At 69.3% G+C, this 26,993-nt stretch carries 25 protein-coding genes and 1 pseudogene; 10 read left to right on the forward strand and 16 right to left on the reverse strand.

All coding sequences use genetic code 11. The features are described from left to right. Positions 1–170: 170 nt before the first annotated feature. Positions 171–575: a DUF4345 domain-containing protein gene (locus CRP56_RS42295; RefSeq protein ID WP_179851264.1), complete on the forward strand. Its 405-nt coding sequence runs from the start codon at positions 171–173 to the stop codon at positions 573–575. Between the two features lie 171 nt (positions 576–746). On the opposite strand, the gene CRP56_RS42300 is transcribed toward CRP56_RS42295, so the two are convergent. Continuing rightward, the gene (locus CRP56_RS42300) at positions 747–1,418 is read right to left on the reverse strand and encodes a TetR/AcrR family transcriptional regulator (protein WP_257041775.1); all 672 of its coding nucleotides are present in this window, start codon (positions 1,416–1,418) and stop codon (positions 747–749) included. A 68-nt stretch (positions 1,419–1,486) separates the two neighbouring features. On the opposite strand from CRP56_RS42300, the gene CRP56_RS42305 reads away from it, so the two are divergent. The 3 genes from CRP56_RS42305 to CRP56_RS42315 all read left to right on the forward strand — a co-directional run bounded on the left by CRP56_RS42305 (position 1,487) and on the right by CRP56_RS42315 (position 4,641). Continuing rightward, on the forward strand, positions 1,487–2,326 hold the full coding sequence (locus tag CRP56_RS42305; protein ID WP_097275056.1) for an alpha/beta fold hydrolase: 840 nt from the start codon (positions 1,487–1,489) through the stop codon (positions 2,324–2,326). Positions 2,327–2,527: 201 nt separating this feature from the next. Continuing rightward, the gene (locus CRP56_RS42310) at positions 2,528–3,595 is read left to right on the forward strand and encodes an alkene reductase (RefSeq protein WP_097273354.1); all 1,068 of its coding nucleotides are present in this window, start codon (positions 2,528–2,530) and stop codon (positions 3,593–3,595) included. A 452-nt stretch (positions 3,596–4,047) separates the two neighbouring features. After that, on the forward strand, positions 4,048–4,641 hold the full coding sequence (locus tag CRP56_RS42315; protein ID WP_097273356.1) for a TetR/AcrR family transcriptional regulator: 594 nt from the start codon (positions 4,048–4,050) through the stop codon (positions 4,639–4,641). A 224-nt stretch (positions 4,642–4,865) separates the two neighbouring features. On the opposite strand, the gene CRP56_RS42320 is transcribed toward CRP56_RS42315, so the two are convergent. Continuing rightward, the gene (locus tag CRP56_RS42320; protein ID WP_097273358.1) at positions 4,866–5,732 is read right to left on the reverse strand and encodes an alpha/beta fold hydrolase; all 867 of its coding nucleotides are present in this window, start codon (positions 5,730–5,732) and stop codon (positions 4,866–4,868) included. A 797-nt stretch (positions 5,733–6,529) separates the two neighbouring features. Further along, positions 6,530–7,381 (reverse strand): alpha/beta fold hydrolase, encoded by an 852-nt coding sequence (locus CRP56_RS42325; protein ID WP_097273360.1) that lies wholly within the window; start codon positions 7,379–7,381, stop codon positions 6,530–6,532. Positions 7,382–7,892: 511 nt separating this feature from the next. Between CRP56_RS42325 and CRP56_RS42330 the strand changes: the two genes are divergently transcribed. Beyond that, on the forward strand, positions 7,893–8,501 hold the full coding sequence (locus tag CRP56_RS42330) for a TetR/AcrR family transcriptional regulator (RefSeq protein WP_097275058.1): 609 nt from the start codon (positions 7,893–7,895) through the stop codon (positions 8,499–8,501). Positions 8,502–8,541: 40 nt separating this feature from the next. Here CRP56_RS42330 and CRP56_RS49480 read toward each other — a convergent pair. Together CRP56_RS49480 and CRP56_RS42335 are read right to left on the reverse strand one after the other, a co-directional pair. After that, positions 8,542–8,647 (reverse strand): annotated as a pseudogene (locus CRP56_RS49480) (IS982 family transposase); the annotation flags it as partial. Then, the gene (locus CRP56_RS42335) at positions 8,641–9,618 is read right to left on the reverse strand and encodes a zinc-binding dehydrogenase (RefSeq protein ID WP_179851364.1); all 978 of its coding nucleotides are present in this window, start codon (positions 9,616–9,618) and stop codon (positions 8,641–8,643) included. The gene CRP56_RS42335 and the pseudogene CRP56_RS49480, both read right to left, overlap by 7 nt. Positions 9,619–9,712: 94 nt before the next feature. Between CRP56_RS42335 and CRP56_RS42340 the strand changes: the two genes are divergently transcribed. Then, a complete protein-coding gene (locus CRP56_RS42340; protein WP_097273362.1) occupies positions 9,713–10,345 on the forward strand; it encodes a TetR/AcrR family transcriptional regulator in 633 nt (210 codons plus the stop codon). A gap of 72 nt (positions 10,346–10,417) precedes the next feature. Here the strand turns inward: CRP56_RS42340 and CRP56_RS42345 are convergent, their stop codons facing one another. After that, the gene (locus CRP56_RS42345) at positions 10,418–12,307 is read right to left on the reverse strand and encodes a propionyl-CoA synthetase (RefSeq protein ID WP_097273364.1); all 1,890 of its coding nucleotides are present in this window, start codon (positions 12,305–12,307) and stop codon (positions 10,418–10,420) included. A gap of 187 nt (positions 12,308–12,494) precedes the next feature. After that, positions 12,495–13,406: an alpha/beta hydrolase gene (locus tag CRP56_RS42350; protein WP_097273366.1), complete on the reverse strand. Its 912-nt coding sequence runs from the start codon at positions 13,404–13,406 to the stop codon at positions 12,495–12,497. 571 nt (positions 13,407–13,977) lie between these two features. On the opposite strand from CRP56_RS42350, the gene CRP56_RS42355 reads away from it, so the two are divergent. Beyond that, a complete protein-coding gene (locus CRP56_RS42355; protein ID WP_097273368.1) occupies positions 13,978–14,787 on the forward strand; it encodes a maleylpyruvate isomerase family mycothiol-dependent enzyme in 810 nt (269 codons plus the stop codon). Positions 14,788–15,230: 443 nt separating this feature from the next. Here CRP56_RS42355 and CRP56_RS42360 read toward each other — a convergent pair whose 3' ends face one another. The 3 genes from CRP56_RS42360 to CRP56_RS42370 form a co-directional block, all read right to left on the reverse strand. Continuing rightward, complete coding sequence (locus CRP56_RS42360) at positions 15,231–16,148, reverse strand: YihY/virulence factor BrkB family protein (RefSeq protein ID WP_097273370.1); 918 nt, start codon at positions 16,146–16,148, stop codon at positions 15,231–15,233. 570 nt (positions 16,149–16,718) lie between these two features. After that, complete coding sequence (locus CRP56_RS42365; protein WP_097273372.1) at positions 16,719–17,666, reverse strand: DUF6286 domain-containing protein; 948 nt, start codon at positions 17,664–17,666, stop codon at positions 16,719–16,721. Continuing rightward, a complete protein-coding gene (locus CRP56_RS42370; RefSeq protein ID WP_097273374.1) occupies positions 17,663–17,848 on the reverse strand; it encodes a hypothetical protein in 186 nt (61 codons plus the stop codon). Before CRP56_RS42370 ends, CRP56_RS42365 begins: the two co-directional genes overlap by 4 nt. Before the next feature lie 661 nt (positions 17,849–18,509). Here CRP56_RS42370 and CRP56_RS42375 point away from each other — a divergent pair. Genes CRP56_RS42375 through CRP56_RS42385 form a run of 3 tightly spaced genes read left to right on the forward strand, consistent with a single transcriptional unit; the run spans position 18,510 to position 20,868 of the window. Beyond that, on the forward strand, positions 18,510–19,697 hold the full coding sequence (locus tag CRP56_RS42375; protein ID WP_097273376.1) for a CE1758 family FMN-dependent luciferase-like monooxygenase: 1,188 nt from the start codon (positions 18,510–18,512) through the stop codon (positions 19,695–19,697). Next, the gene (locus CRP56_RS42380; RefSeq protein ID WP_097273378.1) at positions 19,694–20,173 is read left to right on the forward strand and encodes a MarR family winged helix-turn-helix transcriptional regulator; all 480 of its coding nucleotides are present in this window, start codon (positions 19,694–19,696) and stop codon (positions 20,171–20,173) included. The genes CRP56_RS42375 and CRP56_RS42380 overlap by 4 nt, the downstream gene beginning before the upstream one ends. Positions 20,174–20,178: 5 nt before the next feature. Further along, positions 20,179–20,868 (forward strand): CE1759 family FMN reductase, encoded by a 690-nt coding sequence (locus CRP56_RS42385; protein ID WP_097273379.1) that lies wholly within the window; start codon positions 20,179–20,181, stop codon positions 20,866–20,868. 452 nt (positions 20,869–21,320) lie between these two features. On the opposite strand, the gene CRP56_RS42390 is transcribed toward CRP56_RS42385, so the two are convergent. The 6 genes from CRP56_RS42390 to CRP56_RS42415 all read right to left on the reverse strand — a co-directional run bounded on the left by CRP56_RS42390 (position 21,321) and on the right by CRP56_RS42415 (position 26,993). Then, a complete protein-coding gene (locus tag CRP56_RS42390; RefSeq protein WP_097273381.1) occupies positions 21,321–22,166 on the reverse strand; it encodes an ABC transporter permease in 846 nt (281 codons plus the stop codon). After that, complete coding sequence (locus CRP56_RS42395; protein WP_097273383.1) at positions 22,163–22,942, reverse strand: ABC transporter permease; 780 nt, start codon at positions 22,940–22,942, stop codon at positions 22,163–22,165. Before CRP56_RS42395 ends, CRP56_RS42390 begins: the two co-directional genes overlap by 4 nt. Then, complete coding sequence (locus tag CRP56_RS42400) at positions 22,939–23,811, reverse strand: ABC transporter ATP-binding protein (protein ID WP_097273385.1); 873 nt, start codon at positions 23,809–23,811, stop codon at positions 22,939–22,941. Before CRP56_RS42400 ends, CRP56_RS42395 begins: the two co-directional genes overlap by 4 nt. 83 nt (positions 23,812–23,894) lie before the next feature. Beyond that, complete coding sequence (locus CRP56_RS42405) at positions 23,895–25,001, reverse strand: ABC transporter substrate-binding protein (RefSeq protein ID WP_097273387.1); 1,107 nt, start codon at positions 24,999–25,001, stop codon at positions 23,895–23,897. A gap of 131 nt (positions 25,002–25,132) precedes the next feature. Further along, the gene (locus CRP56_RS42410) at positions 25,133–25,927 is read right to left on the reverse strand and encodes a PDR/VanB family oxidoreductase (protein ID WP_097273389.1); all 795 of its coding nucleotides are present in this window, start codon (positions 25,925–25,927) and stop codon (positions 25,133–25,135) included. Between the two features lie 7 nt (positions 25,928–25,934). Beyond that, entirely contained in the window at positions 25,935–26,993 is a 1,059-nt protein-coding gene (locus tag CRP56_RS42415; protein ID WP_097273391.1) for an aromatic ring-hydroxylating oxygenase subunit alpha, read from the reverse strand.

A 26,993-nucleotide genomic window follows, 5' to 3' on the forward strand; every position in this document is an offset into this window, starting at 1 on the left:
ACGGCAGTCCCGCCCGCCGGCTCCCCGGCGGGCGCGCATCACCTGCCCAACGCCTCACTTCGGATCTACCCCGGTGCCGGCCATGGCGGTGTCGTCCCGCACCACGAGCAGTTCGTGCCGCATGTTCCGGAGCTTCTTCGATGAGCTCCCACACCGGAGGTATCAGAAAGATGAGTCTGAAGAAGATGGTTCTTGGTTCGGCGGGCCTTGGGATCGCCGTGATCGGGTTGATCTATCTCTTGGCCCCCCACCTCTTGCTCGACGTCTACGGTGTCGACATCCAGTCGCCATCGGAGGCGAACATTTTCAGGAGCGGTTCCGGCTCGCTGTTCGTAGCCGTGGCGATCTTGTTCTGTCTGGGAGCCTTCAACACGCGTTACACCAGGACTTCGCTCATCACGCTGTTCACCTTCATGAGCGGCCTGGCTGTGGGGCGCGTGGTCAGCATCGTGGCAGATGGGTGGCCCCATGCGGTGCTGATCGCCGTTCTTGTCATCGAGGCTTCCTACGCCGTCGCCGCGGCCTATGTGTTGCGGGTGGAGGACTCGTCCCCGCAGCTGAAAGATTCCGTCTGACAGTAGTGTCGCGCGATGACGGCCGGGCCATCTGATGGCTCGCTCTCGCAGTACAGAGGCGTGACTTGCGAGAACGGGGATCTGCGGCTCGATCGCGCACGGGACCATCGGCACCGGCTCTTGAACAGCCCAGGCCATCAAGCCCGCCGGCGCCAGAACCGTAGGACAAGCTCAGGCTTCTGGGCTCAGTGCCGCCGGCTGGCCGTCGCTGCCGTGTGCCAGCGACGCGAGGATCTCCTTGCGGCAGACATCGAGGATTTCGTCCGCCAGCGGAGAATCGTCGGGGCATGCCCGCGACACCACGACCGCGCCGACCGAATGAGCGAGCATGTCGATCAGCGTGGTGCGGGACGCGCGCTGGTCCGCATCCCCCGGTGTGTCGCTTGGGGCCTGAAGGGCCGTCAGCAATTGCTCGATCCCGGCGGCGAACTCTCCTTTTATGTCTGCCGACTGACGTGCGGCGTCGCCGCTGAGGGCCGCGATGGTGCAACCGTCACCGCGCCCGTCGCGATGCTCCCGGGAGACGTAGCGCTCGACGAACTCGGCGGGGTCCAGGCCTTCCGTCCGTGCCGCGATCTGCGAGAGCCCGCTCGTGGACGCTTCGGCCATCAGGTCGGCCTTGGAGCGGAAGTGCTTGTAGAACCCGCCATGGGTGAACCCGGCGGCTGCCATCAGTTCCGCCACGCCGACACCGTCATAGCCGCGCTCACGGAACAGCCTGGCCGCCGTCGCGACGATGTGCGCACGGTTCTGCTCCGCTTGTGCCCTGGTCACTCGCATGTCCAGCCACCCCTTCCTCGGCCGGCGCTCCGCCATCAAGCATACATAGATGTCGATCGACATCTAAGGGGTTGACTTTTTAGATTATGAACGTCATCGTGCTGCTCATTCCCACTAGAAAGGCCCAGGTCATGACTGACAAGCATGTGACCGCACCGACCCAGTACATCGAGGTCGACGGCGACCAGTTCGCCTACCGCCGCTGGGGCAAGCCCTCCGGCGTCCCGATCTTCCTGGTCCAGCACTTCCGCGGGGGAATGGACCACTGGGACCCCCTGCTCACCGACAGCCTGGCCGAAGGCCGAGAGGTCATCCTTTTCAACGGGCGCGGCATCGCCTCCTCATCCGGCACCCCGCGCAACCGGATGGAGGACATGGCCGACGACATCGCCGTGGTCATCCGGGCGCTGGGGCTGGAGCAGGTCGATCTGCTCGGCTTCTCCATCGGCGGTTTGCAGGTGCAGGAGGTCGCGCTGCGCCACCCGCAGTTGGTGCGCAAGCTCCTTCTGCTCGGCACCGGCCTGCGCGGCGGGGACCCGACGATGGACCCCAAGGTGCCCGAGGTGGCTCTGAATCCGGTCCACAGCCTGGAGGACTTCCTCTTCCTGTTCTTCGGCCGCTCCGAGGCCGCGGTCGAAGCCGGCCGGGCCTTCTGGGAGCGACGCCACCAGCGGGCCGACCAGGACCCGCCGAGCTCGCCCGCAGTCGGGCAGGCACAGTTCGAAGCGTTCACCGCCTACGGGGAACCGCTGCCCGGCGAGAACCCCTACGCCTTCCTGAACGCGATCACCCAGCCGACACTGGTCCTCAACGGCACGAACGACGTGATGATCGCCTCGATCAACTCCTGGCACCTCGCGCAGAACATCCCGAACGCCCAACTGCTGATCTACCCCGACGCCGGGCACGCAGCGCACTTCCAGTACCCCGAGCGGTTCCTGAAGCACGCGCTTCAGTTCCTCGATGAGTAACCAGCTGCGCGCCAAGGCGAACGGCACGTCCTCGGCCGACGGCCTTCCCGGCCATCCCTGCGCCGTCCGCCGCCCAGTCAAGAAGTACGGACGTACGTCAATTATCCATGCTCACGGCGGATGCCTCATCGGATCACAGCCCGGGGCGTAGGTCTGCCGGATGTCCGCCACCCGCACCATCAACAACCTGAGGAAACACGCATGCTCGACAGCCTGTGGACCCCGACCGTCGCCGGAAAGATCTCTCTGCCGCACCGTCTGGCGATGTCCCCCCTGACCCGCAGCAGGGCTACCCCGGACGGCGTGCCGACCGAGCTCAACGCCGAGTACTACGCCCAGCGCGCCTCGCACGCCCTCATCATCACCGAGGGCACCCAGCCCTCCGCCGACGGCCAGGGCTACCCGGTGACGCCGGGCATCTACACCGACGAGCACATCGCCGGCTGGCGCAAGGTCACCGACGCCGTACACAGGGCCGACGGGCGTATCGTCATCCAGCTCATGCACGTCGGGCGGATCTCCCACCCCGACAACACCCCCCACCACCGGCAGCCGGTGGCCCCCTCCGCGATGAAGCCGGGGGGCCTCACGTTCACCGGCTCCGGGATGCAGGAAATGCCGGAACCGCGCGCACTGTCCACCGAGGAGGTCGCCGCGACGGTCGACGACTTCCGGCGGGCCGCCGCGGCCGCCATCGCGGCCGGTGCCGACGGCGTCGAGATCCACGGCGCCAACGGCTACCTGGTCCATCAGTTCCTCGCCGCCAACACCAACCAGCGCACCGACCAGTACGGCGGCTCCCTCGACAACCGCACCCGCTTCGCGGTGGAGGTCGCCACCGCCATAGCCGACGAGATCGGAGCCGACCGCACCGGCATCCGGCTCTCTCCCGGCAACCCCTTCCAGCTCGGCGACCTCGTGGAGGACGACACTCACGAGCTCTATCCGCACCTCGTGCGCGCCCTCGCCCCCCTCGACCTCGCCTACCTGCACCTCGCCCACGGCGGCGACGAGGAACTCCTCGGCACGCTGCGCGAGCTGTGGCCGAACACGCTGCTCCTCAACCGCGCGGGCACCGACATCGCCACCCGCGCCAAGGACATCGAGAACGGCATCGCCGACGTCATCACCGTGGGCTCCATGGCACTCGCCAACCCCGACCTGGTCGAGCGCATCCGTGCGGGCGCGCCCCTGAACACCCCCGACCCGGCCACCTTCTACGGCGGTGGCGCGGCCGGCTACACCGACTACCCCACCTACGCCGCCTGACCAGAGCGCCTGGTGCCCGGGGGAGTCGCCTTCCCCGGGCGCTTCGGCGTGCACGCGGCGCAGCCAGGCAGCGGGGCACATGCGCTCAAGACGCGAGCGGTGACGCCGGCGATGACGACGAGGTCCCGCCCCGCGGCTTTGGATCCGGACTCGCCGCACCGGACGGGGACTCGGCCCCATCCCATGACGGAAGACGAGACATCCGCCTCAATGCATTCGAACTCGCCGACAAGGTCGTCCTGATCGCCGGCGGCACCGGCGGACTCGGCAGCGTCACGGCCCGGGCCCTTCTCTCCCGCGGTGCCCGGGTCGGCATCGTGGATCTGCGTCCGGATGTGCCGGAGATCGCAGCAGACCGCAAAATCACCTGCTGACCGTAATATTACATGCATCAGACCATAGATTACGATGGGGAAGAGGCAATGGCCCGGCGAAGCTGACGGAGGAGCACTGTGGCGCGCTACACCAAGGAGCACAAGCAGGTGACGCGGCAACGCATCATCGAGCGGGCCGGCCACCGGTTCAAGCAGGACGGCATCGACGGCTCCGGCATCTCCACGCTCATGTCGGACGCCGGGCTCACCAACGGAGCCTTCTACGCCCACTTCGAGTCCAAGGACGACCTCGTCGCCCATGTCGTCGCCGAGCAGTTGCGCGCGCAGGTCAAGCAGTACGACACGCTCCGGCCCGGCCGCGAGGGACTTGAGGATCTCATCCGCGGGTATCTGACGCCCGAGCATCGGGACAACCCCGGTGACGGTTGCCCGTCCGCCGCCCTGCTCGACGAGATCGGCCGCTGCGGTGACGCGACCAAGGACGCCTACACCGACGGCGCCAGGGCCATCGTGGATGAGCTCGCCGCCCGCCTGGCACCCGCGGATCCGCAGTCCGCGCGCGGCAAGGCCATCGGGCTCTACGCCATGGTGGTGGGAACGTTGCAGCTGTCCCGCGCGCTCTCCGACCGGAAGTTCTCCGACGAGGTCCTCGAGCAGGGAATCGAGAACGCCCTCACCTTCGTGCAACAGCAGTCGACACCGGCTGGCTGACCACCTGGCAAGGGCCGGGACGCCGCTGCCACGCACCCGCGATTCCGGCCGTCAGTGTGAACGGGCGGTCGCCGGGACAGGCGTGATCTCGGAAGTGACACCGATGCGGCGATCCTCCGCTGGCAGGTCGGTTACGTCGAACAGGTGCCGAGAGCCGTGACGCCCGCGGGGCGTCACAGCTCTGAGTCGGCGTCCTCGGTCCGTACGCAGACCGCACCGCGGCCCTACGGCCGGCCGAAGAACTCGAGAGCCGTCGGCACGAACTGCTCGTGGTACTGGAAGATGCCGCCGTGGCCGCCGTCGGGGTAGATCACCAGCTCGGCGTTGGGCAGTCGCCGGGCCAAGTCCTCCGAGTTCGATGTCGGAACCATCCTGTCGTTGTCGCCGTTGGCGACGAGCACGGGCTGCTGGATGCGGGAGAGGTCCTGCGGCTGCGCCAGCCCCCAGCGGTGGATGGCCTTGAGCTGGGAGAAGTAGGAGGTGGGGCGGATCGCCTTGTCCCGGTCCTGGGTGCGCTCCTTGAGGCGGGCCAGGAACTCCTTGCCGGCCCGAATCCCGTTCGGGGTGCGGGTGAAGAAGAGGAACTGCTTCACGTCCTGAAGGGTGAGCAGCGCCCGGACGGTGTCGAAGTGCGAGATCCGGGTGACGTTCTTGATGCCCTCGCCTCCGGCCGGACCGGTGCCCGCGAGGATCAGCCTGCGGATGAGCTGCGGGTCGGTCTGGGCGATCACCTGGGCGATCATGGCGCCCATCGAGAAGCTGAGGACGTCCACCTGCTCGAAGCCCAGCGCCCGGATGAAGGTGACGGCATCCTTGGCCATCTCCTCGATGGTCTTCGGCGTCTTGCCGGTGGACGCGCCCACGCCCCTGTTGTCGAACGTGATCACCCGGTGCTTGGCGGCGATTCCATCGACGACCCGGGGGTCCCAGTTGTCCAGGACCGCGGCGAGGTGGGTGATGAAGATGACCGGCATGCCGGTCCGGGGGCCGAGGTCGCGGTAGGCGAAGGTCACTCCGTCGGCGGTGACGGTGCGGGTCTGTGCGTTCTTGTACGACGTCACCACGTCGCCTCGCGTTTCGTGTGTGTTCACGGTCGTGCCCTTCGATGTGTGGTTACCGCCACTGTGGGCCGATTTCTGCTTCCTCGCAGGTGGGCGCGGAGCGGTTCCCGGTCTCCCGGCTGCGACTTGCAGTCCGGTGTCGGCGGTCAGAGGAGCCCCGGGAAGTGGGAAACCCCTTGGATCAGGTCCCTGAACAACCCGTCGACTATTGAAGTATGACCGTACTTTAATCAGGGTGCAAGTGGGGGAGCCGAACTGGATGCGCAGCTGTGGAATCCCGAGTTCCGCCATGCGCCATGGCGCATGGCGCAACGCACCACCAGGGCAGGAGCGGCTCACCTACGCTGACGGCCACGAGACGCTGATCGTGACCGGCGAGTCGTGAACGTCCGGCCCCGGAGCGGTGACAACGACGGTCAGGACATCGATGCCGACGTGACGGCGACGCCTGGCTGCGCCCCGGAATCCCGGACGAGGGCTCAGCCGGAGCCTGCATCGTCTCGACAACGCCCGCCTCAGCCCCGATCCCGGGCCGCCGGTACGGCGCATGCCCAAGTGCACTTGGGGCGGATCTGGCGCGGCGCTTCCGGGCCCGCTTCTCCTCGACTTCGGAGACTTGGGACAGAACGCCGTGGGCCGCCTCGCAGGTGAACTACTCGGAACCGGCAATCCAGTATCGTCACGTCGCCGGTGCGCACCGACTGCCCAGCCTCGATGGCGACGCCGATCAACCATCGTGCAAGCGCCGCCTCACAGCCGTGAGGCGGCGCTTGCACGATGGTTGATCGGCCGCCGGGCTTCTGGATCGGTGGCGCGGGTTGGCGTGCTCAGGAGGCGAGGAAGTCGGCCACCTGCTTGGTGAAGGCCTTGGCGTGCTGGAAGAGGAAGGCGTGGCCGGCGTCGCCGTAGAGGAGGAGGGTGGCGTCGGCCAGGTGCTGGACGGCGACGTAGGACGCGTGGGCGGGGACCATCACGTCGTGCAGGCCGTTGGCGTACAGGACCGGATGCTTGATGGACTCCAGTTCGGCCCGTACCTCGTCGAAGGGGGCCGCCAGGAGCTGGCCGATCGCGGCGAGCATGCCCTGCGCCGTCGCCTCGGTGACCGCGGGGCTGTCGGCGGCGAGCCGGGTCGCGACGTGGGTGAAGTGCTCGTGCCCTGAGGCGCGGGCCGCGTCCGTCTCCGGGTAGAACAGGTACAGCATGTCCTCCAGGTCGGCGTCGGGCTTGGCCATGATGCCCAGGACCTTCTCGCTCGCCTCGGGCGCACCGGGCACCCAGCCGGTCGGGCCGCTGCCCGCCACGATGATCTTGCGTACCAGCTCCGGGCGGCGCGCGGCCAGGCGCTGGGCCACGAAGCCGCCAAGGGACCAGCCGAGCAGGTCGGCCTGCGTGAGGCCGAGGGCCTCGATGAACTCGGCGGCGCCTTCGGCGAATCCGTCGAGGGAGTCGCGCGGCTCTCCGGTGGTGTAGCCGACGCCGACGTTGTCGAAGACGATCACGTCGTGGTCGGCCGCCAGGTAGTCCAGGAACTCCGGGTCCCACCAGTCGATGGTCGCGCGGAAACGCTGCAGCAGGACCAGCGGGACGCCGCCCTGCGGTCCCATGCGCCGGTAGGTGAAGGTCGCGGAGGGCCCCTCCACGGTGAGGTTCTCGGCCGTGTCGGCCAGATATGTGCTCATGACGTCCTTCTTTGTTGGCGGGTGCCCGTCAGTTCTGGCGGGTCTGCTCACGCGGCACACGGGCAGACGTGCTGGGCCTGTGCAGCCGCTGTCGTTGGCCGGCGCTCGAGGAGGCGAGCCGGAGTTGTGAACCAGGCCGACGATCCGATCCGCTCGGATCGCTCGACACCTTCTCGACCCCTGGGGCCACCCAAGGGGCTTCCGGCGCGCTCCGATCACCTCGGAATCCACCGCGCCGAGCCCCGAGGTTATTGCATTACGGTCATAATATTAAGCATGAGTGCCCCCGGCGCGCAAGGAGGTCCCTGTAGTGAGCGGAGTTCGTGGTCGGCCGTGGAGTCGAACGTGGACCGGCGGCGCAAGCGGTCCAGCGCGACGGGGACCGAGAGGCCGTGGCCCCGCCCCGGCCGCGAGGGTGCCGGAATTCAGAGCTATTGAATTACGTTCACAATACAATACGTTGGAGGAGCCGATGGAGGGCGAGTTGCCCGCCCGGTACGTAGAGGAGTGTGTGGTGCGATACGGGAGAGAGCACAAGCAGGCCACCCGGCAGAGGATCATCGAGACGGCGGGCCGTCGCTTCAAGGAGGACGGCATCGACGGCTCGGGCATCGCGGCGCTCATGAGGGACGCCGGGCTGACCAACGGCGCCTTCTACACCCACTTCACGTCCAAGGACGACCTGGTGGCCACCACGATCGCCGACCAGCTGCAGGCCCAGAACGCGACTATCGTCGCGCACGCGGAACCGGGCCGCGCCGGCCTCGAACAGATCGTGCGCTGGTACCTGTCCCCCTGGCACCGTGACAGCCGTGACGTCGGCTGCCCTTCCGCCGCCCTGCTCGACGAGATTGGGCGCTGCACACACCCGACCAAGCAGGCGTACACCGAGGGCGTCCTGGTGGTCGCCGACGGCATCGCCGCCCGCCTGGCGCCGGACGACCCGCTCTCGGTCCGCCCCATGGCGCTGAGCTCGTACGCCATGATGGCCGGCACACTCCAGCTCTCACGGGCCCTCGCCGACCCGCAGCTCGCTGATCAAGTCCTCGAACAGGGCATCCACAACGCCCTCGCCCTCCTGGGCATCGAGCACGAAGGGGACACCAGGACGGCGCACTGACCGGCGTGCGAGCGGACACCCGGGAGCGGGCGATGACACCGCCGAGCATGGCCTGCATCATCGCCAGGGTCACCAGCTCGGCGTCGCTGAGCTGCGGCGCATGCCCCCGGCCGCCAGGGCCCGAACTGCGGCGAACCCTTCAGCAGACCTTCGACTGCGGTGTCAGCACGATCCTGCCGAAGACCTCGCCCGCGTCCATTTTCCGGTGCGCCAGCACGGCTGCGTCCAGTGGCAGCACCTCGTGCACCACTGTTTCGATCTCGCCCCGGCTCGCTGCGGCGAACTGCTCGCTCCGCACGGCACGCCGTTCGGCGGTGGTGACGGTGGCTGCGCTGAAAGCGGCGAAGGACATCGACTTCTGGAACGCCGCCATGATCTTCGTACCGAAATCCGCCGGTGGCTGGCCTGCGACAGCGCCCACGGCCACCATGCGGCCGTTCGGGTTGAGGCGGTCGAAGAACGACGGCATGTCCTTGCCGGCCACCACGTCGATGATGACGTCATAGCCCGCGGGTGATGGTTCCCCTCCGTCGCCGGAGCGGTCCAGCACGTGGGTCGCGCCGAGGCGTCGCAGCCGCTCGCCGCGCTCGGCCGAGGAGGTGGTGACCGCCACTGCGGCGGCGGCGCCGCGAGCGGCGAGTTGCACTGTCATGATCCCGATGCTGCCGGCCGCACCACGCACCAGGACTGTCTCCCCGGGAGCGAAGTGGGCGTGGCGGAGCCCGAAGTGGGCCACCACGCCGGAGCTGCCGAGTGTTACCGCAGCGACTGAGGACAGGTTCGCGGGCAGGGGAACGACCTCCTCGACCGGCGCGAGGGCCTGTTCGACGTAGCCTCCGCCGGTGCCGGTGAAGGCCCACACCCGCTCGCCGATCCACGACGCGTCGACGCCGTCGCCGACCGAGGTCACGGTGCCCGCCACCTCGCTGCCCGGGATGTGGCCCTCCTTGAAGCCGTAGGCGGCCAGAGCTCCGCTTTTGATCAGGGTGTCGACACCACCGACGCCCACCGCCTCGGTGGCTATCAGTACCTGCCCCGCAGCAGGTGCGGGTATCGGCAGGCCGACAACAGCCAGACCGTCAGGACTTCCGAACGTCTGGATCGAGATCGCCTTCAACGTGGTCTCCAGGTTCCCGGACAGCTCAAGCACGAGAGCTTCTGCGTCTCGGACGGTAACGGACGCCCCCGTCCGCTTAGCTAAAGTGAGAGTGGTGACCGACCGTTTGCCTCACACGCTGCGTTCCGACGCGCTGGACAACCGCGAACGCATCCTCGACGCGGCCCGAGCGCTGTTCTCCACCGATGGCCTGGACGTGCCGATGCGGGAGGTCGCGCGGCGTGCCGGGGTGGGACCTGCCACCTTGTACCGTCGCTTCCCGACCAAGCAGACGCTGGTCGCCGAGGTCTTCGCGGACCAGCTGAATGCATGTCGCGCCATTGTCGACGAGGGGTGCGCCGATCCTGATCCGTGGCGTGGCCTGTGCCTGGTGATCGAGAGGATCTGTGAGCTGCACGCACGCGATCGGGGCTTCACCGAAGCCTTCCTGTCGACCTACCCGGAGATGAAGGGTGTCGCCGCAGGCCGTGAGTACACGGTGAAAGCAGTCGCCGAACTGGCTCAGCGAGCCAAGGAGGCGGGGCGCCTGCGGTCCGACTTCGTCCTGGACGACCTGATTCTCATCCTCATGGCCAACAAGGGGATCCACGCCACATCAACAGCCGGGCAGGTCAAGGCCTCCCGGCGCTTCGCAGGGTTGGCGATCCAGGCGTTCGAAGCCTGCCCTCGGCACGCACCACTACCACCAGCGGCACGGCTGGCATCCGCAGCACCGGACAGCACCTGACCGTGGGCGAGCGGTATTTACGCACGAACCACTGAACCCCTTGGAATAGATCATCTAGGAGTAGATGGACGGTCATACGGCGCGGCCTGTGCGTCGAAGGACAGGGCGGAGTGCCTCGATGACGCTCGCGTCGTCGACGGTGGAGGGGATGGGTTCGTCGAGGCCGTCGGCGATGCCGCGCATCGTCTTGCGAAGGATCTTTCCCGATCGGGTCTTGGGCAGGGCGGCCACGACCGCCACGCTCTTGAGCGAGGCGACGGCACCGATGCGGTCGCGTACGAGCTGGACGAGTTCGGCCTCGACATCGCTCGCTTCGCGGCTGATGCCGGCTTTGAGGACGACGAAACCGCGCGGCACTTGCCCTTTCAGAGCGTCGGCGACGCCGATGACGGCGCATTCCGCGACATCGGGATGAGATGCCAGGGCTTCCTCCATGCTGCCGGTGGACAGCCGGTGTCCGGCGACGTTGATGACGTCGTCGGTACGGCCCATGACGAAGACGTAGCCGTCGTCGTCGATGTGCCCGCTGTCGCCGGTGAGGTAGTAGCCGTCGAAGGCGGAGAGGTAGGAGGCGACATAGCGTTCGTCGTCGTTCCACAGGGTGGGAAGCGCGCCCGGCGGCAGGGGGAGCTTGACGACGATGGCGCCGTCGACGCCCGCGGGCACCGGATCGCCCGAGGGATCGAGGACGCGGACGTCCCAGCCGGGCAGCGGGCGGGTGGGGGAGCCGGGCTTGACGGGCGCGGCCTCGATGCCGACCGGGTTGGCGACGATGGGCCAGCCGGTCTCCGTCTGCCACCAGTGGTCGATCACCGGGATGTCCAGAAGGGCGCTCGCCCAGTGGTACGTCTCGGGGTCGAGGCGCTCGCCCGCGAGGAAGAGGTGGCGCAGGCCGGACAGGTCGTGGTCCGCGGCGAGCAGGCCCTTGGGGTCCTCCTTGCGGATGGCCCGGAAAGCGGTGGGCGCGGTGAACATCGTCTTGACGCGGTGCTCGGCGGCGACGCGCCAGAACTGCCCCGCGTCCGGGGTGCCGACCGGCTTGCCCTCGTACAGGATCGTGGTCGCGCCGACCAGCAGCGGGGCGTAGACGATGTACGAATGGCCGACGACCCAGCCGACGTCCGAGCCGGTGAACATCGTCTCGCCCGGGCCCACGTCGTACACGGCGCCCATCGACCAGTGCAGGGCGACCGCGTAGCCGCCGCTGTCACGGACAACTCCCTTCGGTTTCCCGGTCGTTCCGGACGTGTAGAGGATGTACAGGGGCGCGTTCGCCCGGACGGGAACGCAGTCGGCCGGTGGTGCCGCGGCGACCAGGTCGGCCCAGTCGAGATCGTCGGCCCCCAACTCGGCCCGCTCCTGCGGACGTTGCAGGATCACGCTCTTCTCCGGCTTGTGGACCGCGAGTTCGATGGCCCGGTCGAGCAGCGGCTTGTACGCGATGACGCGCTTGCCCTCGATGCCGCAGGAGGCGGAGACGACCACCTTGGGGGCGGCGTCGTCGATGCGGAGGGCGAGTTCGTGCGGGGCGAACCCGCCGAAGACCACCGAGTGCACGGCGCCGATGCGCGCACAGGCCAGCATCGCGATGGCGGCCTCGGGGACCATCGGCATGTAGATCACCACTCGGTCGCCCTGTTCCACACCGAGTTGCGCGAGCCCTCCGGCGAAGGCCGCCACCTCGTCCCTCAATTGGGAGTAGGTGTAGGTGCGCCGGGTGCCGGTCACGGGGGAGTCGTGGACGAGTGCAGGTTGATCGCCGCGGCCCGCGTCGACGTGCCGGTCGAGCGCGTTGAAGCAGACGTTCAGCCGGCCGTCGGGAAACCAGCGGTAGAAGGGTGCGCCGGAGTCGTCCAGGGCGCGGTGCGGAGCGACATCCCAGTCGATGCCTGCCGCCGCCGTCAGCCAGAAGTTCTCCGGATCTTCGGTGCTGGTGCGGAAGACGTCCTCGTACTTTCCCATTGCGCACTCCTTTGTGGCGTCCAGGGACCGGGGGGAGGGGCGGCGTGCAGAACGCTGCCTCCACGCATACCTCAGATTGGCCGCAATGGCCGAGCAGAATGCCGGTGACCCGGATTCCCGGTCACCGGCAACGCGTCACGTCATGGTGGGCGAGCCCCTGTCTGCGGTCCCCGCCCTCAGGCTCTGGTCAGGCGCCGAGGTACGTGCGCAGCCACTGACCCATCCGGTCGATCGCAGCGTTCACCTCGGGCACGCGGCCCGCGCCCAGGACGAATGAGTGCTGCCCCTCGGGGAGCCCGTTGGTCTCGGAAGTGACCTTGAAGTCGGCGAGCCGGCGCCCGAGTTCGGCACCGTCGTCGGCAAGGGTCTCGTACTCGCCGTAGTAGACGAGGGTGGGCGGCAGACCGGTCAGGTCGGCGTTGGCGATGCTGACCCGGGGGTCGGCGGGCTCGATGGCGGGGTCCTGCACCCAGGCTCCGCGGAAGAGCTCGAGGGTGGCGCGGCTGAGCATCTTGTCGTTCGCCTCGTTGGCGTCCACCGACGGGTTCTGGAGGGTGAGGTCGGTCCAGGGCGAGACGCTGACGATCGCACCGGGGGTGGGCTCGCCCATGGCCAGCAGACGCAGCGCCAGCATGATCGCGAGCGTGCCGCCGATGGAGTGGCCGGTGCTGCCGATGTTCCGCGGCTCGTAGCCCTGGGAGAGCAGCCACCGGTAAGCCGTCTCGACGTCGTCGAGCTGTGCCGGGTAGGGGTGCTCCGGCGCGAGGCGGAAGTCCACGACCAGGGATCGGACTCCGGCGGCCTTCGCGATGTGGCCGGCTGCCTTGCGGTCGGAGTGCATGGAGGCGGTGACGGATCCGCCGAAGTGGAAGTGGAGCAGCGCCTTGTCGGGGTCGGCGCCCTCGGGGATGGCCCAGAGGGCGGCTACGCCGTCCGCGTCGACCTCGGCGTAGGTGACGCCTTCCGGTTCGGTCGACGCCTTGTGGTTCGAGTCGACGATGTCTCGGACGACGCTCAGGCCGAGACCCGGTGTCGCGGACTTCGCGCTCACGCCGGCGAGGAACTCCGCGAACTCGTGTGCTTCTTGGCTGACGCCCATGGTGGCGCTCCTTCTCAGATGGGTGCCGTGACAGGTGTCCGTGCGGCAGCCGGATCGCTGTACCGGTGACGCTACCTTCTGAGTATAAGAAAGTAAACTCAGATGCGGTGCCCTCGCCGTTACCGTGGTGATCGCTCTCACGGCCCGGCAGCCCCCGACCGGAACCCGCTGAAGCCTGCGGTCGGCTCTCGTTTTGAGGGGGCAGCAGTGTCGTGCGAACGAGCTGGTCGAGGCCGCGGACGGGAAGCAGCTGAAGTGGCAGTCAGTACATCGCCGTTTGTGCGGCAACGGCAGCCGAGCATCCTTGCTGCACGTCAACGCAGTCGCCTGTGGCGCCGGCCGCCGGGGTGGTCGGGGTGACTGCGGTGGGAGAAGCGCCGGCAGCCGTCGGACCTGGTATTACCGGGGTTCCTCAGGGTGCCCGTCGAGATCAGGAAATGCCCTTGTGGTTCGCGGGCGTCCCTTTCGAGCTGTCCTCAGGCCGGCCCCTGGGGCCGATTAACGTTCGAGTGCGCTCCAGCCGCCACACTGACCTTGAGATCGAGAGCATGGCACGGAGCGGCGGCTACTGATGACGACGACCAACCCGGCGGGGCACCCCCTGCCGTATGACACCTACATTGAGGCGATCGGGCGGGAGACCGGCCGGTTCGCGGACGCAGTGCGGGACGCCGACCCGGCCGGCGCCGTGCCGTCCTGCCCCGGCTGGACCATGGCCGATCTGGCCCGGCACGTGGGAGCGCTGCAGCGCTGGTTCTGCGTCCTGTTGTCCCGGCGGGTGCAGGAGGCTCCTCGCGATCGGGACGTCGAGCTGGGGCTTCCCGAGGACGTGCGGGACTACGCCGACTGGCTGACGGCAGGCGCGCCTTCGGTGGCGGCTGTGCTGCGGGACACCGATCCCGGTGCGGCGATGTGGACGTGGGGCGCAGACCCGCATGCGCGGTTCTGGGCCCGGAGGATGCTGTTCGAGACGCTGGTGCACCGGGTGGACGCGGAGCGTGCCGTCGGTCGCGACGCGGATGTCGACCCGGAGCTGGCCGCGGACGGCGTCGACGAGTTCCTGGTCAACCTCCCCTACGCGGGACTCTTCGCGCCGGGGGTCACCGAACTGCGGGGCGGTGGCGAGGTTCTGGCGTTCGGGCGCACGGGCGCCGATGGCGCGGTCGGCGAGGAGTGGCGGGTACGGCTGGAGCCCGACGGCTTCCGGCCGGTGGCGGGCGGCGAGAGCGGTTTTGGGGCGGCGGACGACGCGGCCGTGCAGGCGCCGGCCGCGGACCTCCTGCTGCTGCTCTACGGACGCCGGTCCTACCGGGAGCCGGTCTTCAAGGTGTCGGGGGACACCGGGCTCCTGGAGCGCTGGTTCGCACATACGGCGTTCTGACTCGGGTGCCACGCACGGTTGCTCGGCAGCGGGTGGTCATCGTGCCTTTCGAGGTGACGGCTCTGCGACGGCTGCGGCGTGCTCGCGTTGGGCGGTACTCGCGGAGTCGTCCATCGTCTCCAGGCCCGGGGCCACGAGCCAGGAGTTGCTGGAGAAGCCGGACTGGCAGGCCGTCCCAGCCGCTGTCGCAGCTGGTGGTCTGGATGGCGTAGCAGAGACGTTAGTTGTGACCGTCGTAGAGGACCGGGCCGAGGAGGGCATCGCGGGGAGAAGCCGTAGGCGACGTACATCGGGTCGGGAGCCGAGCCCTCTGTCGTGAACCGCATTCCGACCGGGTCCGCGAGCCTCTCGTCGATGCCGAGCCGGTGCCGTGGACCCGTGCGATGACCGGCGTGAGCCGTCGTCGCCGGCGGGACTTCATTTCACCGTGCGGCGATGACGTGCTACAAGTCCGGACCCCTTGTGGTGCCTTGCGTGGTGCCTCTGCTCAGTTCGGCGGCGAACTGGGCGCCGCTGAGCAGTGCGAGGTTGGACAGCCACAGCCAGATCAGGAAGACGACGACGCCGGCGAGGGAGCCGTAGAGCCTGCTGTACGTGCTCAGGGTGGAGGCGTACACCGCGAAGCCGCTGGAGACGGTCAGCCACAGGACCGCCGCCAGGAGGCCGCCGGGCAGACTGTTCGCGCGCTGACGGGCCGCGGTCGGGCCGGTGTGGAAGACGATGATGACCAGCAGCGCCACCAGCAAGAGCAGCAGTGGCCAGCGCAACACGTTCCAACCCCAGGCCACCGTGGCACGAAGACCCAGCGCTTGGCCCAGGTGCCCGGCCAACGGCCCCGTCAGCAGCAGGGCCAGGGAGCCGGTGAACAGCAGGACCAGCAGCGCGAGCGCGGTCAGCAGGATGCGATGGGCCCGCCGCCAGGGCGAGCGCTGGTCCTCGACGCGGTGCATGCGATGCAGGGCGCGACGGAAGACGGCGAGATAGCTGGAGGCGGACCAGAGCGCGCTCACGATCCCGGCGACCAGCAGCGGCCAGGCCGTGCCGTCCGCGCCCAGCATCCGCGACAGGACGGCGTGCAGGTCGTCGGCCGACTCTGCAGGCGCGTACGCGGTGACCTGGGTGACGAACTCCCGCGCAGTGCCAGGGCTGATCAGGCCGAACGACAGGACCGTCACCAGCAGCGCGGGCAGCACGGAGAGAATGGCGTAGTACGTCAGGGCCGCGGCGTAGTCGGATATGTCGTCGTTCCACAGCGACACTGGTGTCTGCCGCAGAGCCGGCCACCAGGTGTCGACCGGCCGGGGGTGGCCGGGACGGGGGAGCACGCGGCGGGTGCCGCCGGGGTAGGGGTCAGCGGACATGGGGCACGTGTTTCGATACGGCGCTGGGGCGCAGGCGGGTGTGAGCGCTGTACGGTGCGGCGGACTCCCTGGCCTCGGCGGGCAGCGCGCACAGGTGGGGCAGCATGTCCCGCAGGGAGGTGTCTGGTTCGCGCCGGACTCGCAGCCGTACCACCAGGCAGCGTCGGGAGTGGGGCAGGACCCGTGCTCGGCTGCGGGCGTCACCGGGCATGGCCCGCGCCGCCAGTGCCTCGGCGAGCGCCGGTGCCCGAACGGGGGCTTTGGGTGTGTCCGGTGACACCGGCTGCGCCGGCCGGGAACCGATCTGTGCGAGGAACCGGCACCTGAAGAGCACGCTGGGCGCGATCGCGGCCGCCAAGACGGCGGGAGTCCGCCGGACTGCGTCGCGCAGCGGTACCCGTCGGTCGGCGTCCGGCAGGACATCGTGAGCGGCCGAGGGCTCGGGCCGTCGAGCCGGCAGTAGTTGCGCGAGGGTGGTATCGAAGGGGGCGAGCCATCCGCCCGGCGTCAGGAGCGCCGGTCCTGTACTGCCGATCACGGGTCGGTTGCTGGTGGTACGGGACTGCCGCATCACGCCTCGCCTCCCGGGACCGTGCCGAGGGCGGGAGGTGTGTGGGCCTGAGTTGACGGCGTGTTGGGTGTCGGGGGCTTCGGGACGGCCGCGGGGGTGAGGCGCACGCGTAGCCGGTGAGGCCGGCGCGGGCCGCAGGACGCCGGCGTGGAGTCGACCGCGGCGGTGACGGCGGCATTCGCCGATGAGCGCTCCCCGAACAGGAGCGAGGCCCGCACCGAGAGTCGGCGGCGACGGCCGCTGACATGGACGGTGCCGGCGTCCGGTACGCCGCCCACGGCGTCCCGTGCCAGGGACTCGATGACCGGGCGGTCCACGGCTGCGGCGACTCGCGGGGCAGGGGAGTGTACGGTCCTGCGCCGAAGCAGTCCCGGGGTGACGGCGAGCACGATCATCCACAGGCCGAGCAGGACCGTCAGACCGCTCGCCACGGTCACCGACCGGTCGCCCGGCCCGTGTTGGGACAGCCGGCGGACGGTTTCGCTACGCCACAGGGCCGTGGAGTGATGCGCTGCGTGCACCAGGACCAGATCCAGAGCCAGGACGCCGCACACCGCGGTGGCCACGGCGCTCAGTACGGCGGCCGGCACGCGGCGCCGGGACGAAAGACGTCGCGGCGCACGGTCGGCGGGCGCGGACCGATGCTCCTGGCCGACGCCTGTGGCGGGAGCGAGCGAGGTCACCCTGATCCGTGCGGATGTCACGTCGATTCCGGTCAACTCCCCTGTGTGGTCCGCGACATGCTCGTGCGGACTGTGGACCGTCTCGGCCGGCGGCGGCGGGCAGGGGAGCGACACGTCGAGGTTCGCCCGTGCCCGGCATGCGTGTGCGGATGCCGCCGTGCCCGGCGCCTGAGCCGTCGCGCTCTCGTCGGCGGCCCGCTCGGCGATCTTGCGGACGGCCTGGTCCGTGACCGTCGTGGTACCCCGCTGTGTGGCGGCGGTCATCGGCGGCTCCGCTCGAACGCGTCCCGTACGTCCCCGACACTGCCGCCGCCCTCGCCCCACCGGCCTGCCGCCCGGCCGAAGAGGCCGAGCGCGCCCACGAGCGGGAACGCGGCGAATCCGCCGAAGAGCCCCGCGAAAGCCAGGGCCATTTCCATGATCACCCCTATGGACGTGGGGTTCACGCTCGTCCACCTCCCACCTGGATCAGCTGTCGTCCGCACACACCGGGTGCCGCCAGGCGACGTGTGCCTCGGTCGTGGAGGACTCTTCGTCGGCGGGCGGCCGGCCACATCGGTGTTGGGCACGCTTTACGCGACGACCAGATCGAGGTTGATGGCCGTCTGCCGCGCCGATGGTGCGGCCCGTCGGGGGTGCAGGGGTGTCCTCGGTGGGCGTCGGGGTCTGCGTGGTCATGGTGGCCTTCCTGCCGTGGCTCGTGTGCGTGGTGCCTGGACTCTTTTCGACCCGCAACGGCCGCTGCTGTGACGCGAATGCCCGGAAAAGGTTCTGAGGAACGCCCGGCGGGCGCCGAGAGTGGGTCCAGCCGGCGAGGGAGCCGGCGCCGGGCGGTGTCGCGGCCACGTCTGGCAGCGACACCGCACGCCAGTCAACGTCCACGACAGCGAAGGGCTGGAGCCCATGATCGAGGGGCGCCAAACGAGACATGACCCTCACAACGGTCAAAATGGGGCCGGGAGGTGAGATCCCTCCCGGCTGCTCGGCAGGGCGGGTGGCAGCATCGGGGAATACATGATTTCTCATGCATGTTGTGACGGGTGATTCCCGATAGGGATCAAGACCAGCCCCGATGGGGATCAGCATGTGGAAGGGACAACGCCCGTCATGCAGTTCGGCATCTTCTCCGTCAGCGATGTCACCAGCGACCCGGTCGGCGGGCACACCCCGAGCGAGGCCGAGCGGATCCAGGCGACCGTCGAGATCGCCCGCCATGCCGACGAGGCGGGGCTGGACGTCTTCGCGATCGGCGAGCACCACAACCCGCCGTTCTTCGACTCCTCGCCCACCACCCTGCTCGCGGCGATCGCGGCGCAGACCCGGCAGATCCAGCTGTCCACCTCGACCACGCTGATCACCACCAACGACCCGGTGAAGATCGCCGAGGACTATGCGATGCTGCAGCACCTCTCGCAGGGCCGCTTGGACCTGATGCTGGGCCGCGGCAACACGGTCCCGGTCTATCCCTGGTTCGGCAAGGACATCCGCAAGGGCGTCCACCTCGCCCTGGAGAACTACAACCTGCTCCACCGCCTGTGGCGGGAGGACGTGGTGGACTGGGACGGCGAGTTCCGCACCCCGCTGCAGGGTTTCACCGCCACCCCGCGCCCGCTGGACGACGTGCCGCCCTTCGTGTGGCACGGCTCGATCCGCACCCCGGAGATCGCCGAGCAGGCCGCCTACTACGGCAACGGCTTCTTCGCGAACAACATCCTCGCCCCGATGGGCCACTTCAAGCCGCTGGTCGACTTCTACCGGCAGCGCTTCGAGCACTACGGGCACGGCCGTGCGCAGGACGCGTTCGTGGGCCTGGGCGGACAGGCGTACATAGCCAAGCGCTCCCAGGACGCCTTCAAGAACTTCCGCCCGTACTTCGCCAACAACCCGTTCGGCTTCCAGATGTCCCTGGAGGAGTACGCCTCGGCCACCCCCACCAGCGTCGGAAGCCCCCAGGAGGTCATCGAGAAGACCCTGTCCTTCCAGGAGATCTACGGCGACTACCAGCGCCAGCTGTGGGCGCTGGACACCCTCGGGCTGCCCCTGGCCGAGGTGCTCAAGCAGATCGACCTGCTCGCGGAGGAGGTCGTGCCGGTGCTGCGCAAGGAGATGGAGGCGCGCCGCGCCCCCGGCGTGCCGTCCGCGGCGCCCACCCACGCCCAGCTGGTCAAGGCCAAGTACGGGGAGGGCCCGGTGCGCCGCCCCACCCCCAACCGCAACCGCGGCGACAACACCGCGGGAGCCTCGCCCTACCAGGACAGCGACCCGTCCGCGGTCGCCGTCCACCCGCAGCCGTGAGCGGCAGCGCCCGGCTGGCGCTGGAGGCCTGGGAGAGCCTCTTCCGCGCCCAGGTCGTCATCTCCCGCCGCTTCGCCGAGGACGGGGAGTGGGCCGGCTGCTCGCCGCGCGAGTACGACGTGCTCTACACCCTGTCCAAGGCGCCGCACGGGCTGCGGATGACCGAGATCCACCAGCAGATGATGCTCACCCAGTCCGGGGTCTCCCGCCTCGTCGCCCGGCTGCAGGAGCACGGTCTGGTAGAGCGCCGTCCCGATCCGCAGGACGCCCGCGCCCAGCGCATCGTGCTGACCGAACCGGGCCGTGAGCTGCAGCGGGAGGTGGGCCGTCGGCACGCCAGGCAGGTCATCCGGGCCATGGCCGGTGCCCTGGAACCCGGGCAACTGCGCACCCTGCGCGACCTGTGCGCCGACCTGGTCGCCGCGAACGACGCGGAACGGCCGCCGTCCAGCGAGGAAAAGGAAGAGAAGGACTGATCCCCATGACCATCCCCACTGCGGAGCCGCGCAGCATCGTCGTCGTCACCGCCGGTGTGAGCGATCCCTCCTCGACCACGCTGCTGGCCAACCGGCTCGCCCAGAAGAGCATCGACCTGCTGGGCGGGCGCGGCATCCGGGCCGAGGTCTCCACGATCGAACTCCCGGCCCTCATCGAGGAGATCGGGAAGGCGAGCGTGGTCGGCTTCGTCGGGGAGGAGCTGCAGGGCGCCATCGACCGGCTGGCCCGTGCCGATGCCGTCATCGCCGCCACCCCGGTCTACAAGGCTGATGTCAGCGGCCTGTTCAAGTCCTTCCTGGACGTGCTGGACAACGACCTGCTCATCGCCAAACCGGTCGCCCTGGTTGCCACCGCGGGCACCTCCCGGCATGCGCTGGTTCCGGACGAGCGGATGCGCCCGATCTTCGCCTACCTGCGCGCCCTGACCATCCCCACCTCGCTGTTCGCCGCTCCGGAGGACTGGGCGGAGCGCTCCCTGAGCACCCGCGTAGAGCGCGCCGCAACCGAACTCGCCGCCTTGGTGGAGTCCGGCGTCACCGCCTCCATCACGGACGGCGCCTGGTCCGGCTACCAGCACACCTTCGGCAGCAGCGCCCGCCCGACCGGCGTGGCAGCGGAACTCGGTGAGATCGACTTCGACTCCGACCTCATGCGGCTGGCCACGGGCGGCTGAGCAGCAGCCGGGCGACGTCTGTGGTGTTCTCCACGGACTCCGCGAGCGTCGCCCGCGCCCGTGGTCATGGTGGTGACCGCGCCCATCAAGGTGGCGTCCAGAGCGATCCGCACCAGGCCGACCACATCCTCGGGCAGCCCCTCCATCACCTCGGTGCTGTCGCGGCCCATATAGGGCCGTATCGTCCGGCAACCGGCGCACCGCCTTCTCAATCTCCGGGAACGCCCGGGTGCGATCGGTGGCGTGGCGGCTGCGGACGGCGACACCACCGTCGCCCCATTACCGGCGAATGCGCGCTAGCCGTCCCACAGGGCTGTCCGGCGTGCCCCCCCCCGGGGGGCAGGGCTGGGTCGTTGACCGACACGGCGCGCATCGGCTCCGGCAGCGACCAGCGAAGCCGCAGGCATCGTCAACGTCTTCCACCGCTCCAGCCCGCACCGGGCGGGACGGGGTCAGGTGCCCGGACGGATGTTGGGCGCGAAGCGGGCCAGGGCGACGGTCTCGACGGCCGCGATGAGGTTGTACGCCAGTGCGGACACCGCGGTGAGGACCGCGACCGACGCCCAGAGGTGGTCGTAGTCGAAGGTGGAGGAGTCTTTGAGCATGGCGTAGCCGAGGCCCTGGCCGGTGGAGAGCCATTCGGCGAGCAGCGCGCCGATCAGGGCTCCGGGGACGCCGACGCGGGCGCTGGCGAAGAACGCGGGGACCGCGCTGGGCAGCATGACCTTGCGGGCGACGGTCCAGTCTCCGGCGCCGTACGCCCGGCACAGGTCGGCGGCCTGGCGGGACGCGGAGCGCAGGCCGAAGGTCATGGTGACCAGGGCGGGGAAGAAGACGATCAGGCCGCTGATGACGGTGGTGGCCATCAGGCCGCGGCCGAAGACGAGCGTGATGAGCGGGGTCATCGCCACCAGGGGTACGGAGCGTACGACGACCGCCATCGGCAGCAGGGCCTGCTCGACGCTGCGGAGGAGGACGAAGACGACGGCCACGCCGGCTGCCGCCGCCAGCCCGGCCACGAAGCCGGACCCGGCGTCGAGCAGCGTGCGGCCCAGACCTGAGGAGACCAGGGAGCGGTGGGCGCCCGCGTCCGGGGCGGTGAACAGGTAGTGGAAGATGTCGACCGGTGACTTGGCCACCAGCGGGTCGAGGTCGTAGACCTGCAGGAAGATGATCCACAGGACGATGACGGCCGCCATCGTCACGACCACGTTCAGCAGCGGGCGCAGCACGCCCGCCGCGAAGCGCAGCGTGGGGGCCGTGTCCGTCCTGGTCCCCGTCTCCGTCGCGGTGCTCATGCGCCTCCGCCTTCCACTGTTGTCGTGCGCGACCACGGCAGGGCGTAGCGGGCGACGAGCCCGACCGCGCCGTAGGCGACGCCTGCCACCGCGCCCGAGACCAGGGCGATGCCCCAGGTGCGGGGCACGTCGAGTTGCTGCTGGGCGATGGTCATGGCGATGCCTAGGCCGTTGTCGACCCGGCCGAGGTACTCGCCGATGATCGCGCCGAGCAGTGCCGCCGGACCGGCGATCTTGAGTGCGGCCAGAGTGCTGGGCAGTGCGGCGATCATGCGGACCCGCAGCATCTGCTGCCAGCGGCCGCCGCCGTAGGCGCGTACCAGGTCGAGCGCGGCCGGGTCGGCCGAGCGCAGCCCGAGCAGTGCGCCGATGAGGGTGGTGAAGAAGACCGACAGCCCGGCCATCGCCGACATCGGCTTGTCCCCGTCGAGGACGAGGGACAGGATCGGGCCGATCGCCACGATGGGCAGGCAGTAGGAGGCCACCGCGATCTGTGTGACCACCCGCTCCAGCACGGGCACCAGCAGCACCAGTACCGCCAGGCCCAGCGCCAGCCCGTTGCCGACCAGATAGCCGGTCAGGGCCTCGCCGACGGTCTGCTCGACATGCGGGCTGTAGAAGGTCCAGCCGTCGTCGAACACGCTCGCCACGACTGCCCAGGGGGTGGGTACGCCGTCCCCGGTGCCGACGACCGTGGTGGACAGCAGCGACCACGCCCCGATCAGGGCCGCGATGCCGAGGGCCCCGCCGGTCCAGGCGGAACGTCGGGCACTCATGACGCCTCCGCGGCGGGACCAGGAGCGTCTTCGGCGCTGTCGGCGGGCGTGTCGACGCGGCCGAACAGGAGTTCCGACAACTGGTCGGCGTAGGCGTGGAACTCGGGCGAGCGCATCATCTCCGGGGTGCGGGGGCGGGGCAGGTCGATGGTGACCTTCTCCACGATCCGGCCCGGGCGGGGCGACATGACCGCGACGGTGTCGCTGAGCAGCACGGCCTCGTTGATGGAGTGGGTGACCAGCAGAGTGGTCACCGCGCGGGCCTGCCAGATGCGCTGGAGTTCGAGGTTGAGTCGCTGGCGGGTCATGTCGTCCAATGCGCCGAACGGCTCGTCCAGCAGCAGCACCTTGGGGTCGACGACCAGCGAGCGGGCGATGGCGACGCGTTGCCGCATGCCGCCGGAGAGCTGGGCGGGGCGGGCCTTCTCGAAGCCTTCGAGGCCGACCAGTTTGATGAGGTCGGCGATGGCTGCCGGGTCGGCCTTGATGCCGCTGATCTCCAGCGGGAGGCGGATGTTGGCGGCGACCGAGCGCCACGGCAGCAGCGCGGCGTCCTGGAAGGCTATGCCCAAGTGGTGCCGCTTTCGGGCTGCTTCCGGATCCTCGCCGTGCACGAGCGCCGTACCGGAGGTCGGGCTGTCGAGACCTGCGAGGATCCGCAGTACGGTCGACTTGCCGCAGCCCGACGGCCCGAGCAGGGTGAGGAACTGGCCCTCGGCGGTGTCCAGGTCGACGCCGGCCAGTGCGGGTATGCGCTGTCGGCCGAGCTTGAATTCCTTGCTCAGCCCGCGCAGGGACAGCCCGGTGCCGGAGTCGGCCTGTTTTCCGGGGTCGTCGGAGGCTTCGGGAACAGCTGCTGCGGTACTCATCAGTTGACCTCTGTGTGCGGTGCGGGTAGTGGGAAGCCGGTACCGGCGGGCCGACGGGGCCGCACCGGTACCGCCGGGGGCCTTTAGATGAGGCTGGGGTCTTCCTTGTAGACCTCTTCGAGGATCGAGAGGTCGAAGAGCTTGTCGGCGGTGATGTCGAGGCCGCCGTACTTCAGCGTCTTGATGTTCTCGTCGATCAGCGCCTGCGTGACCGTGAACAGGCCGTTCTTCTTGGTGTCGGCGCTCACCATCAACTCGCTCTCGTCCTTGGACTCGAGGGTCTGCTCCTTGGTCGTCAGCCCGAGCCCCTTGCCGTACGTCTCGGCTGCGAGCTTCGCGCCGAGCGCCGGGTCGGCGATGTTCGCCTTCCAGCCCTTGATCTCCGCGCGCAGGAACGCCTTGAGCAGGTCACGCTGCTTGTCGATGGTGTCCTGGCGGACGCAGTACGTCTCCGAGACCAGCGGATAGCCGGTGTCGGCGAGCAGCATCGTGGCGACCTTGAAACCCTTCAGACGCAGCGAGTTCGGCTCGTTCGTCACGAAGGAGAACCAGCCGTCCACGGTGCCCTGGGTCAGGGGCAGCGGGTCGAACTGCACCGGTACCTTCGTGATCTTCGACTCGTCGAGCCCGGTCGCCTTGATGTACGCCGCCCACACGGACTCGTTGCCCGCCTGGACTCCGATCTTCTTGCCGTACATGTCCTCCGGCTTGGCGATCGGGGCCTTGGCCATCGACATGATGCAGAACGGGTTCTTCTGGTACTGCGCACCGATGATCTTCAGCGGTGCGCCCTTGGCGACGGCCGCGCCGGTGATGTCGGGGGCGCTGATCGCCACGAGCGCCTTCTTGGTGACGACGTCCGTCTCCATCGGTGTCGCGGACGGGCCGCCGCCGATCAGCGTGACCTTCGAGAAGCCCTCGTCCGTGTAATAGCCCTTGCTGTCCGCTATGTAGCTGCCCGCGAACTCGACGTTCTTGATCCAGGACAGCCGGAGTGTCAGCTCACCGAAACTCTTGGAACCGGAGGATGAGGGGGAGGAGGAAGAGGACGACGAGTCCGAATCGCCGCACGCGGCGAGCAGCGGGCCGCCGAGCAGCACGGCGCCGCCCAGCTGCAGTCCCCGCCTGAGGAAGAGACGTCGGTCGGTGGCGGCGAACGCTCTGTCGTCACTGTTCGTGCTTCTGGTCATGGCGCGCTTTCCTTTCACTGGCCGGGTCGGCACCGGCTCCTGGCGGATCTGAGGAACATGGGTGGGGCGAGGCCCGGCCAATGCCGGGCCGTTCTCCGGTCGAGCGCCGGCCCGGGATCAGGGATCCCGGGTCAGAAGTCGAGGAGGAGTTCGGGGGTGCGGGCGGGGGAGCGGCAGATGGTGATCCGGTCGCCCGCCGCGCGCTCGTCCGGGGTCTGGACCTCGTTGCGGTGGTCGGGTTCGCCGGTCAGGACGGGGGTGGGGCAGGCGCCGCGGGTGCCCTGCGCGCAGTCGAGCAGCACGCCAGGCCGACGTCCCTGGTCATCCCGGAGGGCCGGTGCGCGGTCCTCGGTGGATGGTGGAGCCGCCGGGGCGAAGCGTTCGGCATGAAGCTGGCCGGGGCGCCGGCCCGCAGCGGTCGCCTCGGTCACGACGTGGGTCATGAAGCCGTCAGGCCCGCAGACATGGATGGCCGTGTCCGGTTCCGGGACCTGTAGTTCGGCGGGCAGCCCCGCGTGGACCGTGTCCCCCTGGTCGCTGTGGTGGGTCACTGCCCGCTCGCCGAGAGCGGAGGTCTGGAGCCGCTCCGGCAGGGGGGCCTCCGCCGCGTTGGAGGAGTAGTGGTGCAGGACGAACGACGCTCCCCGCGCGGCCCGGGCTTCGGCCATCGACAGCAGGGGTGCGATGCCGACACGGGCCGCGACGAGCACGTGATGCCCGGCCGCCGCGAGCGGGAAGTGGTTGCGCGGGGGCGAGATCCGTAGCCGTCGGCCCATGGTGAGGTCACGGTGCAGGGTGCGGGAGCCGCCCCGGCCGGCATCGTCACGCCGTACGCAGATCAGGTAACGGCCTTTTTCCCTGGGGGAGTTGCACAGGGAGTGCGGCCGGACGAGGGAGGGCCCGAGTCGGGCGTCGAGTGTCTGCACGGTGGGCCTACGCGGTGAAGAAGTGGCTCAGGCCCAGGTCGCGCAGGCCGCGGCGGTAGGCGATGGAGCTGCGGTCGGCGGGGATGTTCACTTCGAGTCTCGGGTCGAGGGGGAGGTTCTCGGGTTTCTGGACCTCGACGACGGCGCGGTCCTCCTCGAAGACCGTGCGGTTGAAGTCGTATACGGCCTGGACGGGCTGGTCGGTGTCGAAGTTGCGGGCGATCGGCGCGAACATGCGGGTCCGGCGGGCGGAGACGGGGGAGGCGGCGTTCATGATGTTGAGCAGCCCGCCGTCGGGGAAGTGCACGACGAGCGTGGCCGTGAACGGCAGGTGCACGTCGAAGTGGCGCAGCCACCGGAAGCCGGGCGGGGCCTCCTTGGTGCCGTGCGGGTAGTTGCTGACGCTGCTCCAGTAGTCGACGGAGTGGCCGTACGGGTGGCGTACCGGGGTGTAGTCGGGGACCTCGGTGTTGTCGGGGTCACCGAACGAGTCGAGGTGGACGAAGCCGAAGTGCGCGACGTCGAGGAAGCCCTCGACCTGGCGGCCGGCGAACGCGGCGATGTCGATCCAGGGGCAGTTGATCTGCTGGAAGCCTGTCTCGTCCCAGTGGGCCATGGCCGGGATCACCGGGGGCGTGTCGGGCTCGGGGCGCAGGCAGGTCCACACCAGCCCGTACCGCTCGACGACGGGGTAGGTCCGCAGGTTCAGCCGGGACGGGATCTTCGACTCCGGATGGGCCGGCACCTGCACGCACCGCCCGCCTTCACCGAAGCGCAGTCCGCGGTACGCGCAGGTGATGCCGTTCCCGTCGCCGCGGCCGAGGCTCAGCGGCACCCCGCGGTGCGGGCAGATGTCGTGGGCCACGACCACGCTGCCGCCCACCCGGTAGGCCACCAGGGTCTCGTCGAGCAGCCGCACGGCGGTCGGCGCGTCGCCGATCTCGCTGGACAGGGCAACCGGATACCAGTGCTGGGCGAGGATCGCCCAGTCGTCGGCGTCGAAGGTGCAGTCCCGCGGCAGAGCAGGCGGGGGTGGAAGAGCAGGCTGGGGTGGAGCGGTGGTCAT

The sequence above is a fragment of the Streptomyces sp. TLI_55 genome (genome assembly GCF_900206255.1).
Taxonomy (GTDB): Bacteria; Actinomycetota; Actinomycetes; order Streptomycetales; family Streptomycetaceae; genus Streptomyces; species Streptomyces aquilus.